The organism is Pseudomonas sp. FP2300 (genome assembly GCF_030687595.1).
In the GTDB taxonomy this organism is placed as follows: Bacteria; Pseudomonadota; Gammaproteobacteria; order Pseudomonadales; family Pseudomonadaceae; genus Aquipseudomonas; species Aquipseudomonas bijieensis.
In genome coordinates, this window is sequence record NZ_CP117440.1 from 3,656,052 (window position 1) to 3,671,843 (window position 15,792).

General features: G+C 62.1%; 14 protein-coding genes. 4 read left to right on the plus strand and 10 right to left on the minus strand.

Annotated elements, in window-relative coordinates:
* Positions 1 to 79: 79 nt before the first annotated feature.
* The 4 genes from PSH86_RS16190 to PSH86_RS16205 all read left to right on the plus strand — a co-directional run bounded on the left by PSH86_RS16190 (position 80) and on the right by PSH86_RS16205 (position 4,740).
* Positions 80 to 1,459: a UDP-glucose/GDP-mannose dehydrogenase family protein gene (locus PSH86_RS16190; protein WP_163858578.1), complete on the plus strand. Its 1,380-nt coding sequence runs from the start codon at positions 80 to 82 to the stop codon at positions 1,457 to 1,459.
* Between the two features lie 177 nt (positions 1,460 to 1,636).
* Positions 1,637 to 2,344 carry an HPP family protein gene (locus PSH86_RS16195; protein WP_109754128.1) on the plus strand — a complete coding sequence of 236 codons (708 nt, stop codon included), beginning with the start codon at positions 1,637 to 1,639 and terminating at the stop codon, positions 2,342 to 2,344.
* 134 nt (positions 2,345 to 2,478) lie between these two features.
* Positions 2,479 to 3,585, plus strand: coding sequence for an enoyl-CoA hydratase/isomerase family protein (locus PSH86_RS16200; RefSeq protein WP_109754129.1), 1,107 nt, complete (start codon positions 2,479 to 2,481; stop codon positions 3,583 to 3,585).
* Between the two features lie 3 nt (positions 3,586 to 3,588).
* A complete protein-coding gene (locus tag PSH86_RS16205; RefSeq protein WP_163858574.1) occupies positions 3,589 to 4,740 on the plus strand; it encodes an acyl-CoA dehydrogenase family protein in 1,152 nt (383 codons plus the stop codon).
* Between the two features lie 260 nt (positions 4,741 to 5,000).
* On the opposite strand, the gene PSH86_RS16210 is transcribed toward PSH86_RS16205, so the two are convergent.
* From PSH86_RS16210 to PSH86_RS16255, 10 genes are all read right to left on the minus strand, one after another.
* On the minus strand, positions 5,001 to 5,774 hold the full coding sequence (locus PSH86_RS16210) for an enoyl-CoA hydratase (protein ID WP_109754131.1): 774 nt from the start codon (positions 5,772 to 5,774) through the stop codon (positions 5,001 to 5,003).
* A gap of 13 nt (positions 5,775 to 5,787) precedes the next feature.
* Entirely contained in the window at positions 5,788 to 6,915 is a 1,128-nt protein-coding gene (locus PSH86_RS16215; protein WP_305483733.1) for an acyl-CoA dehydrogenase, read from the minus strand.
* Between the two features lie 9 nt (positions 6,916 to 6,924).
* The gene (locus tag PSH86_RS16220; protein ID WP_162893830.1) at positions 6,925 to 8,115 is read right to left on the minus strand and encodes an acetyl-CoA C-acyltransferase; all 1,191 of its coding nucleotides are present in this window, start codon (positions 8,113 to 8,115) and stop codon (positions 6,925 to 6,927) included.
* 12 nt (positions 8,116 to 8,127) lie between these two features.
* The gene (locus PSH86_RS16225; RefSeq protein WP_109754133.1) at positions 8,128 to 8,889 is read right to left on the minus strand and encodes an SDR family NAD(P)-dependent oxidoreductase; all 762 of its coding nucleotides are present in this window, start codon (positions 8,887 to 8,889) and stop codon (positions 8,128 to 8,130) included.
* Between the two features lie 16 nt (positions 8,890 to 8,905).
* On the minus strand, positions 8,906 to 10,570 hold the full coding sequence (locus PSH86_RS16230; protein ID WP_109754134.1) for an AMP-binding protein: 1,665 nt from the start codon (positions 10,568 to 10,570) through the stop codon (positions 8,906 to 8,908).
* 379 nt (positions 10,571 to 10,949) lie between these two features.
* Positions 10,950 to 12,407 carry a glycosyltransferase family 39 protein gene (locus PSH86_RS16235; protein WP_305490369.1) on the minus strand — a complete coding sequence of 486 codons (1,458 nt, stop codon included), beginning with the start codon at positions 12,405 to 12,407 and terminating at the stop codon, positions 10,950 to 10,952.
* A gap of 67 nt (positions 12,408 to 12,474) precedes the next feature.
* On the minus strand, positions 12,475 to 12,768 hold the full coding sequence (locus PSH86_RS16240) for a lipid-A-disaccharide synthase N-terminal domain-containing protein (RefSeq protein WP_109754136.1): 294 nt from the start codon (positions 12,766 to 12,768) through the stop codon (positions 12,475 to 12,477).
* A gap of 1 nt (position 12,769) precedes the next feature.
* Entirely contained in the window at positions 12,770 to 13,513 is a 744-nt protein-coding gene (locus tag PSH86_RS16245; RefSeq protein ID WP_305483734.1) for a glycosyltransferase, read from the minus strand.
* A 32-nt stretch (positions 13,514 to 13,545) separates the two neighbouring features.
* Positions 13,546 to 14,517 (minus strand): NAD-dependent epimerase, encoded by a 972-nt coding sequence (locus PSH86_RS16250; protein WP_212800883.1) that lies wholly within the window; start codon positions 14,515 to 14,517, stop codon positions 13,546 to 13,548.
* Positions 14,518 to 14,764: 247 nt separating this feature from the next.
* A complete protein-coding gene (locus PSH86_RS16255; RefSeq protein WP_305483735.1) occupies positions 14,765 to 15,781 on the minus strand; it encodes an AraC family transcriptional regulator in 1,017 nt (338 codons plus the stop codon).
* Positions 15,782 to 15,792 lie beyond the last annotated feature (11 nt).

Consider the following 15,792-nt stretch of genomic DNA (forward strand, 5'->3'; position numbering starts at 1 on the left):
GACTTATTCTGAGCCAAGCGCACTGCGGCGAACGCTGGTTGTGCATGTCGCCCGCTCGGAATGACCCAGGGAATCCGCCATGAAAATCAGTGTATTCGGAAGTGGCTACGTAGGTTTGGTGCAAGCCGCGGTGTTGGCCGAGGTGGGCCATGACGTAGTGTGCATGGACATCGACGAGCGCAAGGTGGAAAGCCTGAGCCAAGGCCAGGTGAGTATTTTCGAACCCGGTCTCGCCGCGCTGGTGCGTGAAGGCCTGGAGGCCGGACGCTTGCACTTCACCTGTGACGAACAACTCGCCGTGCAGCACGGCCAAGTGCTGTTTATCGCCGTGGGCACACCATCCCGCGACGATGGCAGCGCTGACCTGGCCCAGGTCCTGGCCGTCGGCGAGGCCATCGCCCGCTACCGCGAGCTACCAGTCATTGTGGTGGAGAAGTCCACCGTGCCGGTGGGCACTGGCGATGTTCTGCGGGCGCACATCGACAAATGCCTGCTCAAGGCCAGTCGCCTGCTGCAGTTCGATATCGTCTCCAACCCCGAATTCCTCAAGGAAGGCTCGGCGGTCGCCGATTGCCGTCGTCCGGATCGCATCGTGATCGGCTGCGAGCGCGATGAAGTGCGCGAAACCATGCGCGACCTGTACGCCCCGTTCAACCGCAACCACGACCGGGTCCTGTTCATGGACCTGCGCAGCGCCGAACTAACCAAATACGCCGCCAACGGCATGCTGGCGACCAAGATCAGCTTCATCAACCAGATCGCCGAACTGGCCGAACACTTGGGGGCCGACATCGAATCCGTGCGCCTGGGCATCGGCGCCGACTCGCGCATCGGCTATCACTTCATTTACCCGGGATGCGGCTACGGCGGCTCATGCTTTCCCAAGGACATGCGTGCCCTGATCCACACCGCCGAGCAGGCCCACTGCTCCAGCGACCTGTTGCAAGCGGTGGAAGCCATCAACGGACGGCAGAAACACAAGCTGTTCGAGCGGATCAACGCGTTTTACCAGGGCGATCTGCGCGGCAAGACCTTCGCGCTGTGGGGCTTGGCGTTCAAGCCCAACACCGACGATATGCGCGATGCACCGAGCCGCACCCTGCTGGAATCGCTTTGGGCCGCAGGTGCCAGCGTCCGCGCATTCGACCCGGAAGCCATGCAGCAGACGCAGTTGCTCTACCCCGACGAGCCCCGACTCATGCTGATGGGCACGCCGGAATCGGTGTTGCCGGGGGCCGACGCGCTGGTCATCTGCACCGAATGGCAGCCCTTCAAGGCGCCGGATTTCAACCTGATCCAGCAACGGCTCAAGGCCCCGGTGATTTTCGACGGTCGCAACCTGTTCGATCCGGAGCGCATGGCCGACAAGGGTTTTACTTATTTCCCGATGGGTCGCGGGCAGTCGCGCAACCTGCCCGTTGCCCAGCAAACATGGTTCCGGCCCTCGAGAAGTGCTTGAGCCCTGAGCGATACCTCAAAATTAATGCACTCAATCAGCATTAATATGAATTTGTAACCAAGGGTTGTGAACGGCACACTGTGCAGCGTTCCTCCCCCAACTGTTGGAACATTTAAAGGGCTTTCTGGGACTCACCCGTAAGCCCCTTTTTTTGTTCGTTTTTTGGATTTTCGTTTAATGCTTTCTCGCTGGTTCCCCGCCGCTATCAATACCCGTCCCACCGAATGGAGCCGCGCCGCCATCGGCATGGCGTTGGGGACGATGTTCAGTGTCTGGCTTTGTGGACAGGTATTCGGTCTTGAGGTGGCGCAACACCTGATCGGCCCCCTCGGCGCCTCGGCTGTATTGTTGTTTGCGGTGTCCTCGGGCGCGCTCGCCCAGCCCTGGTCGATTGTCGGCGGCTACCTGTGTGCGTCGGTCGTCGCGCTGCTGGTGGCCCATGTACTGGGCCGCACGCTGGGCAGCGCCTGCCTGGCGGCTGGCATGGCGCTGGTGTTGATGTGCTGGCTGCGCTGCCTGCACCCACCGGCAGGCGCCCTGGCGGCAACGTTGGTGCTGGCCGCCCCGTCCATCATCGCCCTGGACTGGCAGGCCGTAGGCGCGGCCATGCTGGCCGGCTCCGGACTGCTCGCCTTTGCGCTGGCCTACAACAATCTGACCCGGGTGCGCTATCCAAAGCGCGCCAGTGAACCGGTGGCCGTCATACCGGCTGACCACTCTCCCGTCGACCGGCACGCCATCACGGCCGAAGACCTGAAACTGGCCCTGGCGGAAATGGAAGCATTCTTTGACGTCACGCCAGAAGATCTCGAGCAGTTGATCCACGCCAGCGAGCGAAATGCCAAGCGCCGCAGCATCACGGAGGTTCTCTCTGGTCGCGGTTGAGCCTGTGGCTGCTATAAATATGCAGACAGGACCTGCACGTATCCCGGTTGTGCAATGCAAATTTGCACTGGTACGATCCTGAACGGATACGCGCGACACAATTCATAAAGAAGAATAAAAGCAGGGAGTTAGCGATGACAGCTCAGGTTTCATCACAAGCCGCGCAAACCAGCGAAACCGCGGCCTATGAGGTGCTGGTCGACGTTCGCAATCACATTGGCCACTTGACCCTGAATCGCCCCGCCGGCCTCAATGCCCTCACCCTGGGCATGGTGCGCAGCTTGCAGCAACAACTCGATACCTGGGCACTCGACCCGCAGATCCGCGCCGTGGTATTGCGTGGCACCGGTGACAAGGCCTTCTGCGCCGGCGGTGATATCCGCTCGCTGTACGACAGCCACAAGCAGGACGACACCCTGCATGAAGATTTCTTCGTCGAGGAATACGCCCTCGACCTGACGATCCACCACTACCGCAAACCGATCCTCGCCTTGATGGACGGCTTCGTCCTGGGCGGCGGCATGGGCCTGGTACAAGGCGCCGACCTGCGGGTGGTGACCGAACGCAGTCGCCTGGGCATGCCGGAAGTCGCCATCGGGTATTTCCCGGACGTGGGCGGCAGCTATTTCCTGCCGCGCATTCCCGGTGAGCTGGGGATCTACCTGGGGGTCAGCGGCGTGCAGATCCGCGCCGCCGATGCATTGTATTGCGGGTTGGCCGACTGGTACCTCGACAGTCGCAAGCTCAAGCAACTCGACGAACGTCTCGATCGGCTTGAGTGGCACGACACGCCGCTCAAGGACCTGCAAAGCCTGCTGGCCAAGCTCGGCCAGCAACAACTGCCTGCGCCGCCCCTGGCTGACTTGCGGTCGGCCATTGACCATTTCTTTGCCTTGCCCGATGTGCCAAGCATGGTCGAGCAGTTGCGCCAGGTCACTGTCGCCAACAGCCACGAATGGGCGCTGAAGACCGCCGACCTCTTGGACAGCCGTTCTCCCCTGGCCATGGCCGTGACCCTGGAGATGCTGCGGCGCGGTCGGCATTTGAGCCTGGAAGACTGTTTTGCCCTGGAACTGCATCTGGACCGGCAATGGTTCGAACGCGGTGACCTGATCGAAGGCGTGCGCGCCTTGCTGATCGACAAAGACAAGAACCCGCGCTGGAACCCGCCGACCCTGGAGGCGCTGGACGCCAACCACGTGGCGAGTTTCTTCGACGGCTTCGACGACCACGGGAACTGAGCCATGCACGACCTCGAACTGACCGAAGAACAAGTGATGATCCGCGACATGGCCCGGGACTTCGCCCGTGGTGAAATCGCCCCCCATGCCCAGGCGTGGGAAAAGGCCGGCTGGATTGACGACGGCCTGGTGGCGAAGATGGGCGAGCTGGGCCTGTTGGGGATGGTGGTGCCGGAAGAATGGGGCGGCACCTATGTCGATTACGTGGCCTATGCCCTGGCGGTGGAAGAAATCTCCGCGGGCGACGGTGCCACCGGGGCGCTGATGAGCATCCACAACTCGGTAGGTTGCGGGCCGGTCCTGAATTTCGGCACCGATGAACAAAAGCAGACCTGGCTGGCCGAGCTCGCCAGTGGCCAGGCCATCGGCTGCTTCTGCCTGACCGAGCCCCAGGCCGGCTCCGAAGCCCACAACCTGCGCACCCGGGCCGAATTGCGCGATGGCCAGTGGGTGATCAACGGCGCCAAGCAGTTCGTCAGCAATGGCAAGCGGGCGAAGCTGGCAATCGTGTTCGCCGTGACGGACCCGGAGCTGGGCAAGAAAGGCATTTCAGCGTTCCTGGTGCCCACCGATACAGCGGGTTTCATCGTCGATCGCACCGAACACAAAATGGGCATCCGTGCTTCGGATACCTGCGCCGTGACCTTGAACAACTGCGCCATCCCCGAGGCCAACCTGCTGGGCGCGCGCGGCAAAGGCCTGGCGATTGCCCTGTCCAACCTGGAAGGCGGCCGCATCGGCATCGCGGCGCAAGCCTTGGGCATCGCCCGTGCCGCATTTGAAGCGGCGCTGGCTTACGCGCGTGATCGGGTGCAGTTCGACAAGCCGATCATCGAGCACCAGAGCATCGCCAACCTGCTGGCCGACATGCACACCCGCATCAACGCCACCCGTCTGCTCATCCTCCACGCCGCCCGCCTGCGCAGCGCCGGCAAACCGTGCCTGTCCGAGGCCTCCCAAGCCAAGCTGTTCGCCTCGGAAATGGCTGAGAAAGTCTGCTCCTCGGCGATACAGATTCATGGTGGTTATGGATATCTCGAGGATTATCCGGTGGAGCGCTACTACCGCGATGCGCGGATTACCCAGATCTATGAAGGGTCGAGCGAAATACAACGGATGGTCATTGCCCGGGAGTTGAAGAACTACCTGGTGTGATGGCTGAAAAAGCATCGCGAGCAGGCTCGCTCCCACAGGTTTGGTGGTGTATGCAGATGCTGAATGCACTCCAGATCCCATGTGGGAGCGGGCTTGCTCGCGAAAGCGCTGGGTCAGCTTGCATCAATGTTGAATGTGCCACCGCCTTCGCGAGCAAGCTCGCTCCCACACTGAGTCTTAGGCGAACATAAATTTTGTGTTCACAGCAGATCCAATGTGGGAGCGAGCCTGCTCGCGATGGCGGCAGTAATGACGCCGCATTACTTATCCTGAAACTCCGCCGCCCGCTTGGCCACGAATGCCGCCATGCCTTCCTTCTGATCCTGTGTCGCAAACGCCGCGTGGAATACCCGGCGCTCGAAGCGCACACCTTCGGACAAGCTGACTTCAAAGGCGCGGTTGACGCTTTCCTTGACCATCATGCTGATGGGCACCGACTTGGAGGCGATCAACGCCGCCGTTTTAAGGGCCTCATCCAGCAGTTCATCAGCCGGCACGATGCGTGCGACGATGCCGCAGCGCTCGGCTTCCACCGCGTCGATGAAGCGCCCGGTCAGGCACATTTCCATGGCCTTGGCCTTGCCCACCGCCCGGGTCAGGCGCTGAGTGCCGCCCATGCCCGGCAGCACGCCGAGGTTGACCTCCGGCTGGCCGAACTTGGCATTGTCGCCGGCCAGGATGAAATCACACATCAACGCCAGCTCGCAGCCACCGCCCAAGGCGAAACCGTTCACCGCCGCGATGATCGGCTTGCGCCGGTTAGCCACACGATCGCTGTCGCTGAACAGGTCGTCCAGGTAGATCTGCGGGTAGGTCAGCTCGGCCATTTCCTTGATGTCAGCACCGGCGGCAAAGGCTTTTTTCGAGCCGGTCAGCACGATGCAGCCAATCTTCGGATCGGCTTCCAGGCTGTCCAGCGCCTGGTTCAGCTCGCTGACGATCTGCGCATTCAAGGCGTTCAAGGCCTGGGGACGGTTGAGGGTGATCAGGCCAACGCGGTCCTTGATCTCCAATAAAATCGTTTCGTAGCTCATGCAGGACTCCTGTTCAAAGATTGCGCGAAATGACCATGCGCTGAATGTCGCTGGTGCCTTCGTAGATCTGGCAGACCCGCACGTCGCGATAGATGCGCTCCAGCGGGAAGTCGTTGAGGTAACCGTAACCGCCCAGGGTCTGCAAGGCCATGGAACAGACCTTTTCAGCCATTTCCGAGGCGAACAGCTTGGCCATGGACGCTTCCACCAACGCCGGCTGGCCGTTGTCCCGCAGCGCGGCGGCGTAATGCACCATTTGCCGGGCCACGGCGATCTGGGTCGCCATGTCGGCCAGACGGAACGCCACGGCCTGGTGCTCGATGATCGGCTTGCCAAAGCTGGCGCGCTCCCGGGCGTAGTCACGGGCCGCCTCGAACGCAGCGCGGGCCATGCCCACCGCTTGCGCGGCGATGCCCACTCGGCCGCCTTCGAGGTTCGCCAGGGCGATCTTGTAGCCCTCACCCTCCTCCCCCAGGCGATTAGCCAGTGGCACCTTCACATCCTCAAAGAGGATCTGGCAAGTGTCGGACGCGTGCTGGCCGAGTTTGTCTTCGACCCGCGCCACGCTGTAGCCCGGCGAATCGGTCGGGACGATGAACGCACTGATACCACGCTTGCCGGCACTCGGATCGGTCACCGCGAACACAATCACCAGCCCGGCGTTCTGCCCCGACGTGATGAACTGCTTGCAGCCATTGAGCACGTAATGATCGCCCTCCAGCCGCGCCCGAGTCTTGAGGCTGCTGGCGTCCGAACCGGCCTGGGGCTCGGTCAGGGCAAAGGCGCCGAGCATCGCGCCACTGGCCAGGGGCGTGAGGAATTTCGCCTTCTGCTCATTGCTGCCGAACTTGAGGATCGGCACGCAGCCCACCGAGTTATGCACGCTCATGATGGTCGAGCACGCGCCGTCGCCGGCGGCGATTTCCTCCAGGGTCATGGCATAGGCCAGGTAACCGGTGTCACAACCGCCCCACTGCTCCGGCACCAGCATGCCGAAAAAGCCCAGTTCGGCCATGTCACCGATGGCTTCCCGGGGAAAGCGGTGCTCGCGGTCCCATTCAGCGGCGAACGGTTTCAAGCGCTCCTGGGCGAATTGCCGGGCCATGTCACGGATTTGCGTCTGTTCTTCAGTCGGGAGCATGGTGATTCCTTAGTACAGGCATTCGACAGCCATGGCCGTGGCTTCGCCGCCGCCGATGCAGATCGCCGCAACGCCGCGCTTCAGGCCTTTCTGGCGCAGGGCTGACAACAGGGTTACCAGGATCCGCGCGCCAGAAGCGCCAATCGGGTGGCCCAGCGCACAGGCGCCGCCATGGACGTTGACCTTGTCATGGGCAATTTCCAACTTGCTCATGGTCACCAGGCCCACCACGGCAAAGGCTTCGTTGACTTCGAACAGATCGACTTGATCCAGCGACCAGCCGGTCTTTTGCATCAGTTTCTTCACGGCACCGATCGGCGCGGTGGGGAACAGACTCGGTGTATCGGCAAACGCCGCATGACCGTGAATAACCGCCAGAGGCTTGAGGCCACGCTGGACCGCCTGGCTCTGGCGCATCAGCACCAGGGCAGCGGCGCCATCGGAAATCGAACTGGCGTTGGCCGCCGTCACCGTGCCGCCCTCGCGGAATGCCGGTTTGAGTGAAGCGATCTTGTCGATCCGCGCCTTGGGCGGCTGCTCGTCGTGGCGCACGGTCACTTGTTCCTTGCCGACCATGACCTGCAACGGCACGATCTCGGCGTCGAAGCTGCCGTCCTTGATCGCCTGCTGGGCGCGGGTAGTTGAGGCGATAGCGAAGGCATCCTGGGCCTCGCGACTGAAGCCATTGGCCTCGGCGCAATCTTCGGCGAAGGTGCCCATCAGCCGACCTTTGTCGTAGGCGTCTTCCAGGCCGTCGAGGAACATATGGTCAAGCACCCGGCCATGGCCCATGCGGTAACCGCCGCGGGCACGATCGAGCAGGTACGGCGCGTTGGACATGCTTTCCATCCCGCCAGCCACCACCACCTCGGCACTGCCGGCGATGAGCATGTCATGGGCAAGGATCGTCGCCTCCATGCCCGAACCGCACATTTTGTTGAGCGTGGTGCAGCGGGTCGACTTGTCGAGCCCGGCGCCCAGCGCAGCCTGACGCGCCGGTGCCTGGCCCTGGCCGGCGGCGAGCACGCAACCGAACAGCACTTCTTCAACGGCGCCCGGCGCGATGCCGGCCCGTTCTACCGCCGCCTTGATCGCGGCAGCCCCCAGTTGCGGGGCCGTGAGGCTTTTCAATTCACCTTGAAAGCCGCCCATGGGGGTGCGGACGGCGCTGACGATGACAATAGGATCGTTGGACATCATGAATCCTCCTGATTATTTGGCAGCCATACGCAAAGCACCGTCGAGACGGATCACCTCGCCGTTGAGCATGCTGTTCTCAATGATATGCCTGACCAGCGCCGCGTACTCGGCGGGTTTGCCCAGGCGCGGTGGAAATGGCACGCCGGCGGCCAGGGAATCGCGTACTTCCGGGGTCATGCCGGCCATCATCGGGGTTTCGAAAATGCCCGGCGCGATGGTCATCACCCGGATACCGAAGCGCGCCAGTTCCCGGGCGGCCGGCAGGGTCAGGCTGGCAATGGCGCCCTTGGACGCCGAATAGGCTGCCTGGCCGATCTGGCCGTCGAAGGCTGCCACCGAAGCGGTGTTGATGATCACGCCGCGCTCGCCGTCGGTATCGGCCTCGGTTTCGCTGATCGCGGCAGCTGCCAGGCGCAGCAGGTTGAAGCTGCCGATCAGGTTGACGTTGATCACCTGGCTGAAGCTCGCCAGCGCGTGGGGGCCGTTCTTGCCGAGGATCTTCTCGCCGCGCACGATGCCGGCGCAGTTCACCAGGCCATTGAGGCCGCCGAACGCATCCACCGTAGCCTTGACCGCCGCTTCAGCCGCGGCTTCGTTACTGATGTCGGCCACCACGCTCTGGCAGCCCAGTTTCTGCGCCTGGGCAGCCACGGCTTCGGCGTTCAGGTCCACCAGCATCACTTTGGCGCCGGCCCTGACCAGCATCTCACCAGTGGCCGCGCCGAGGCCGGAAGCACCGCCGCTGACGAGGAAAATCTTGTTGTCGATCTGCATCATGGTTTCCTTGGGTTCAAGCTGAAACGTTCTGCGCCGCAGCCTCTTGAGCTTTGGCGATCTCCTGGTTGCGCAAGATAAAGCGCTGCAATTTGCCGCTTGGGGTTTTCGGCAAATCGCTGACAAATTCGATTTCACGGGGATAGGCATGGGCCGCCAGGCGTTTGCGCACATGCTGGCGCAATTCTTCGGCCAGTTCTGGCGCGGCGCGGTATTGGGCACTGAGCACCACGAAAGCCTTCACCAACTCAGTGCGTTCCGGATCAGGTTTGCCGATCACGGCCGCTTCCACCACCGCCGGGTGTTCGATCAGCGCGCTCTCCACGTCGAACGGGCCGACCCGGTAGCCGGAGGTGGTGATCACGTCGTCGCTGCGGCCGACGAAGCTGATGCTGCCGTCCGGGTTCAGTTCCACGGTGTCGCCACTCAGGTAATAGTCACCGACGAAGGCCTTGGTCGGCCCGCCTTCGTAGCCGGCGAACCAGCACATCGGCGACTGGCTGCGATCGACGGCAAGAATTCCGGGCTGGCCGATGCCCAGTTCGTGATTGTTTTCATCCAGCACCACGATCCGGTGGCCAGGCGAGGCGAAACCGGCCGCGCCCAGGTGCACCGGGTGTTCCAGGCCGTGGTGGTTGCACAGCACCATGCCCAGTTCGGTCTGGCCGTAATGGTCGTGGATCACCACGTTCAGGTTGTCGGCGAACCAACGGATCACCTCCGGGTTCAACGGCTCGCCGGCGCTGCTGACGATGCGCAGCTTGCCCTTGATCGACCGGGCGAACTGCTCGCCACCGGCAATCAGCAGGCGATAGGCCGTGGGCGAGCCGGTCAGGTTGGTGATGCCGTATTTGTTGATGACTCGGCAGGTGCTTTCCAGGGTGAACGGGCCATCGTAGAACGTGATGGGGTGCCCTATCGCCAGCGGCCCGGTCACGCCAAAATAAATGCCGTAGGCCCAGCCTGGGTCGGCGACGTTCCAAAAAGCGTCTTCAGGGCGCAGGTCCACCGCGTCTCGGGTGTAGCTCTGGAACGCGACAATGGCCTTGAGCGGTACCGACAGCGCCTTGGCGGGCCCCGTGGTGCCGGAGGTGAACATCAGCAGGAACGGGTCTTCACCAGTGAGCATCACGGGTTCGCACTGGTCGGAATGGTTTGCCACTTCGGCCCAGAAACTGTAGTCGCCTCGCACGATGCCCTGGCCTTTTTCGCCGCCGACCGTGACCACGGTGGGGCAACCAGCGACTTCGTTGAGCTTGGGACGGTTGACCGCATCGGTGACGACCACCCGCGCGCCCGAGCTGCCGAGGCGGTGCTCGATGGCCTTGGGCCCGAACGCGGTGAACAGCGGTTGATACACCGCCCCGATGCGCCAGGTGGCGAGCACCACGATCAAGAGTTCAGCGGTGCGTGGCAGCAGGCCGGCCACTTTGTCGCCCTTGCCCACACCTTGGGCCAGGAGGAAATTGGCGAACCGCGCGGCGCGGTCCTGCAAGTCGCGGTAAGTCCAAGTCGCGTCGCTGCCGTCGCGGCCCTCCCAGAACAGGGCAATGCGCCCTGGCAACGCGTGCCGGTCACAACACTCGACACAGGCATTGAGTGCCTCGAGCGAGCCGTGCAGCGCGGCGTTGACGGTGTTCAGGTAATCGAACTGCGACGTGGCGGACGAATAATCGCGCATGAGCAGAATCCCTCTGTATTTTTTATTGGTTGGGGGAACCGTAGACAGCAGGGAAATACTCGCGCCGGAGGGCGTTGGGGGCAATGGTCAAAGCCATCAAGTTGCTTGACTGGTTTGGCCATGGTTCGAGGGATGTGTTGCCCGTAAGGTCGTCATCGCGAGCAAGCTCGCTCCCACAGGGAATTTGAGGTGGGCCCCGATTTGGCGAGCCCCCAACCATTCATGTGGGAGCGAGCCTGCTCGCGATAGCGGTGGTTCAGCTACATCGTGATCGGCTGTCAGGACGTCTTCGCGAGCAGGCTCGCTCCCACAGGTGATTAGTGGTGAGCCTGGATTTTGTGACCGTCCAAGCCTGCTCGCGATGACGGTGGTTCAGCCGCTACAAGGGCTGCTTCCAGGCAAATGAATAAACCTTCTCTGGCGCCGGGGACTGGCAGCGCTGGTTATCCGCATCAGCCCCCACCAGGAACCACTCGGCCCTTGAAGTACCGCCAACCCTGCGCGCTTTTTGCGGGTCATAGCAGCGGGCCAGGTCCCGCGCGGGCACCAAGGCGAAGGCCTGCGGGTGGCTGCGTAGCCAGGTGACGGATCGTTCCAGAGACCGGCTGTCATGGAAACCAAAATGCACGATGGGTTGCTGGGCGAACAGCCAATGCCCCTCACGCCACCCCACGAGCACCAATTCGGCATTCGAAGTCAGCCCCGCGACATCACGCATCAGGCTTTCGTGGGGGTTGATACCTTCCCTGTGGGGCTCGATGAAACCGCGCACAAACCAGGCGCACAGCCACACTGCCGTCAATGTGGCGAATACCACCCTGCCCCTCGGCCTTGAGCCAAACCAGCGGCGTAGCATCCACGGCACCAGCGGCGCCACCAGCAGGATCAAGGCCGGCAACGCGGGAAAGATATACAGCTTGCGCTTGCCGCTGCTCAGGCTGAAGAACAACAGCACCAGGACCACCCAACCCAGCAGCACCAACACGCGACCGTCGTGCTTGAGCAACTGCTTGCGCCAGGCCGGCACCAGCCAAGGGAGCATGAAGAATATCGGCAACCAGTACTTCGGAATCACCTGGACGAAGAAATACCAGAAGGGTTCGCGGTGTTCCCAGGCATTGGCATAGCGCCCAGCCGTCTGCTTCAGCAGGATTTCCTGGGCGTACGCCAGGCTGTCGGGGCTGCCCTGCCACACGATCAGCAGCAAAGGCCCAAGCCATAGCGCGATGGCTGCCAGCGCCACGGCCAGCCCCAACCACCAGGCGCCTGCCTTGCCAGGCATGGACACCACGCCTTTCCAACCCCGGCGCAGCGCATAAGCATAGGGAATCAGCATCAACACCGGCAGAAACCCCACGCCTTTGCTGATGATCCCGAACCCCATCGCCGCACAGGCAACGTAGTACCAGCGCCAGGCCGGGCCGAGCAGTAAATGCCGGCACAGGCCATAGACCCCCAGGATGGTCCAGAGCGCAAGGAAACCGTCGATCTGCCCGGTGCGCAGGATGCTGTAAGTCTGGTAGGTGGCGAGAAACAACAGCGCAGCGATCACCCCCACGCGTCGCCCCCACAAGCGCCGGCCCAGGTCATACAGACACGCAGTGGTGACGGCGCCTGCCAGCAACGCGGGCAAGTACAGGGCGACTTTGGGCAAGTGGGTCAGTTGCACGAACAACGCCACCATCCACATGAACAGCGGCGGTTTGTCGGCGTAGATTTCACCGGCGCGATGGGGAATGAACCATGAACCGTTCTGCAGCATCTCCAGGGCCACGCCGAGGAAACGCTCTTCATCGACGTTCATCGGTTGGCGCCAGCCCAGGCCGGCTCCCACCATGATCAAGGCCAACACTACGAACGCCAGAAGCTCCAGCCGCGAGGAGGATAACCGTATCCGCACCGTCTCAGCCCTTCTCGGCCAGTTCGCGGTTTTCCTGCTGATGATGCTTGGCGATCAACTGCAAATTGCGCAGGTAAACGATAAAGCCGAAGGACTGACCGACAATGAACACCGGATCTTCACGGTAGATGGCATAGGCCAGCAACAGCGCGCTACCGATGATGCTCAGGTACCAGAAACCAACGGGAATCATGCTGCGCTTCTTGTATTCGCTGTACAGCCATTGCAGGGCAAAACGCCCGGTGAATGCCAATTGCCCTCCGAAGCCAACGGCCAGCCACAACGTTTCTCTGCCCATGTCAAACCTCGGTCTCTTGTGCGTTGATATCCAGGCGGGTGCGTTTTATCAGCCACCACACCCCGAACAGATCGACAATGCCCACCAGTGCCCGGTCCAGGTTGCCGTAGTTGGACACCCCGGCCCCGCGTTCACGATGATTCACCGGGTGAACCAGCATCCGACCGTTATGGCGACGGATCAGCGCCGGAATAAAACGGTGCATGTGGTCGAAATACGGCAAGTGCAGGAACGCCTCGCGTTCGATCAATTTGATGCCGCAGCCGGTATCGGGCGTCTGGTCCTTGAGCAGGCTGGCGCGCAGTTTGTTGGCAAATCGCGAGGCCCAACGCTTGCTCGCCGTGTCCCGACGGTTGACCCGATGCCCGGCCACCAACTTGACGCCCGTAGGCGTGCCCTCCGAACCACGCACCAGGTCGAGCATTTTCGGCAGGTCGGCCGGGTCGTTCTGACCATCGCCATCGAGGGTCGCCAACCAGTGCCCACGGGCCACTTCAGCGGCATGGTAGATCGAGGTGCTCTGCCCGAGGGAACGGGCATGGCTGAGCACCCGCAATTGGTGATAGCCGCTGCCTTGCAGCATCCGCAGTTCAACGGCGGTGGCATCAGTGCTGCCGTCGTCGACCACGATGACTTCAAAAGTCTCGCCGACCAGCGCCACACGGACTTCTTCCAACAGTGGAATGAGGTTGCCTGCTTCGTTCTTTGCCGGGATAAGGACCGACACATAAGGAGTTTGGTGCATGACGCTCCAGTCAAAAGCTGAGGAGTGAGGGGTTAAACGCGGTAATACTCGCGGTACCAATCGACAAACGACTGCACACCGACGGGCACCGCGACCTGCGGGCGAAACCCCACGCGTTCTTCCAGCTCGCGGGTGTCCGCCCACGTGTCGACCACGTCGCCCGGCTGCAATGGCAAGAAATTTTTTATCGCAGCGATCCCCAGTGCCTCTTCCAGACACTCGACAAACTGCAAGAGCTTCACTGGCCCGCCGAAGCCGATGTTGTAGACCTTGTTGCACACGCCGGTCTCATTGGCAGGCGGAAGCGCTAACAGCCGCACCAGCGCTTCGACGATGTCGTCGATATAGGTGAAGTCCCGCGACATCGCGCCCTCGTTGTAGAGGTCAATGGCGCGGCCGTTGAGGATGGCGTCGGTGAATTTGAACGGCGCCATGTCGGGCCGCCCCCAAGGTCCATACACGGTAAAGAAACGCAGGCCGGTGGTGGGAATACCGTAGAGATGCGAGTAGGCGTGGGCCATCAGCTCATTGGCACGCTTGGTAGCCGCATAGAAAGACACCGGCTGATCGACCGGGTCGGTCGTGGCATACGGCAGACGGTCGTTCAAGCCATACACCGAGCTGCTCGAGGCGAAAACCAGATGAGCCGGCCGATGGGCGCGGCAGGCCTCCAGCACGTTGAGGAAACCCACCAGGTTGCTTTGGGCATACAGGTCGGGATTATCGATGGAATAGCGCACGCCGGCCTGGGCCGCCAGGTGAACCACGTACTCGAATGGGGTTTGCGCAAACACCTCCAACAGCGCCTGTTTGTCGGCCACGTCCAGCCGCAGGAAGCGGAAGTTGCGGTATTCGGCCAATAACGCCAGCCGTGCCTGCTTCAGCTCGACACTGTAGTAGCTGTTGAGGTTGTCGATGCCGATGACCTGATGGCCCTCGCGGCACAACCGCCTGGCGGTATGAAACCCGATGAACCCTGCGACGCCGGTGACCAGTACTCTCATACGCGGCCCAAAACGGTCACTTGCATACATTACCCTGATAGATGGCCCGGTTTTCCGGCACCTGCACAGGCTTTTATCAAAAAAAAATGACAGTTTTATGAGCAGCCCAACCTGCCAAGCACCCTCTGTGGGAGCGAGCCTGCTCGCGATGGCGATGGGTCAGTTAACACACATGTCGATTGTTAAATGGCTATCGCGAGCAAGCTCGCTGCCACAGGGAAGACTCTTGGTGTCAGATTCAGCGGGATCAATCGGACTCGTTGAGAATCAGGCTGCGATAATGCCCCGGGTTGGACCCGGACCACTTGCGAAACGCCTTGTAGAAGGAGCTGGCATCGGCAAACCCCAGGCGCGAGGCGATTTCGACGAAACTGATGGAGGGTTCGGCCAGCCAGGTGATCGCCAGGTCCTTGCGCACGCTGTCCTTGAGGCCTTGGTAAGTCTGGCCCTCCTCCGCCAGGCGTCGACGCAGGGTAGACGCGGACACGCACAACTGCTGGGCCAGGGCCTCGGTTTCCGGCCACCGTTCGGCAGGCAACTGCCGCAGGTCGTGCCTGATCCGGCTGGCCAGGCTTTGCGGGTTACGGTATTTGACCAGGATGTTGGCCGGCGCCTGGGCCAGGAAGCGCTTGAGCTCGTCAGCGTTGCGCCTGATCGGCAGGTCGAGGCATTCGGCCGCGAAAATCATCCGGGTTCGGGGCCGGTCGAAGCGCAGGTTCTGGGAGAACATCACCCGATAGTCGTCGCAGAAATCCGGTGCCGAGCAGCGCAATTCGACGGAGAGGATGGGAATGCGCCGCCCGGCCAGCCAACAGGCCACGCCATGGACGATCATCCAGTAGGTGAAGTAGGTAAAAGCCCGGCGCGGTTCCTGATCGTCTTCCAGCAGCACGATCTCCGCCAGGCTTTGCTGGCGCATCCACTGGGCCGGCAGGTTTTCGAGCATCAGCGACAGAAACCCCAGCCCCGCTGTCAAGCCGCTCGCCAGCGAGGGCTGGGCCATGGCGCACTGGCAGAGAAACGCCAGGCTGCCAGACTTGAGCTTGCGCGGATCCATGCCAAAAAACTCATCATCCAGGCGTCGGGCGAGCAAACGCCAGAGCCGCGCATAAGCATGGGCCGGAACCCGTGCCTGCGCGTCGTCGAGCAACGCAGGGTCTATGCCGACCTTGCTCAGGACTTCATCGGTGGCCGCTCCGGGAGCGCAGCTTTGCAACAGCGCCTCACGCACCAACTGGATGGAGATGGTGTCTTTTTTCGACATGGCGCGAGCGT

Bases quoted from the DNA above. Each gene is read 5' to 3' on its own strand.
- PSH86_RS16190 (WP_163858578.1), top strand. From the start codon at position 80: ATGAAAATCAGTGTATTCGGAAGTGGCTACGTAGGTTTGGTGCAAGCC.
- PSH86_RS16195 (WP_109754128.1), top strand. From the start codon at position 1,637: ATGCTTTCTCGCTGGTTCCCCGCCGCTATCAATACCCGTCCCACCGAA.
- PSH86_RS16200 (WP_109754129.1), top strand. From the start codon at position 2,479: ATGACAGCTCAGGTTTCATCACAAGCCGCGCAAACCAGCGAAACCGCG.
- PSH86_RS16205 (WP_163858574.1), top strand. From the start codon at position 3,589: ATGCACGACCTCGAACTGACCGAAGAACAAGTGATGATCCGCGACATG.
- PSH86_RS16210 (WP_109754131.1), bottom strand. From the start codon at position 5,774: ATGAGCTACGAAACGATTTTATTGGAGATCAAGGACCGCGTTGGCCTG.
- PSH86_RS16215 (WP_305483733.1), bottom strand. From the start codon at position 6,915: ATGCTCCCGACTGAAGAACAGACGCAAATCCGTGACATGGCCCGGCAA.
- PSH86_RS16220 (WP_162893830.1), bottom strand. From the start codon at position 8,115: ATGATGTCCAACGATCCTATTGTCATCGTCAGCGCCGTCCGCACCCCC.
- PSH86_RS16225 (WP_109754133.1), bottom strand. From the start codon at position 8,889: ATGCAGATCGACAACAAGATTTTCCTCGTCAGCGGCGGTGCTTCCGGC.
- PSH86_RS16230 (WP_109754134.1), bottom strand. From the start codon at position 10,570: ATGCGCGATTATTCGTCCGCCACGTCGCAGTTCGATTACCTGAACACC.
- PSH86_RS16235 (WP_305490369.1), bottom strand. From the start codon at position 12,407: ATGGTGGGAGCCGGCCTGGGCTGGCGCCAACCGATGAACGTCGATGAA.
- PSH86_RS16240 (WP_109754136.1), bottom strand. From the start codon at position 12,768: ATGGGCAGAGAAACGTTGTGGCTGGCCGTTGGCTTCGGAGGGCAATTG.
- PSH86_RS16245 (WP_305483734.1), bottom strand. From the start codon at position 13,513: ATGCACCAAACTCCTTATGTGTCGGTCCTTATCCCGGCAAAGAACGAA.
- PSH86_RS16250 (WP_212800883.1), bottom strand. From the start codon at position 14,517: ATGAGAGTACTGGTCACCGGCGTCGCAGGGTTCATCGGGTTTCATACC.
- PSH86_RS16255 (WP_305483735.1), bottom strand. From the start codon at position 15,781: ATGTCGAAAAAAGACACCATCTCCATCCAGTTGGTGCGTGAGGCGCTG.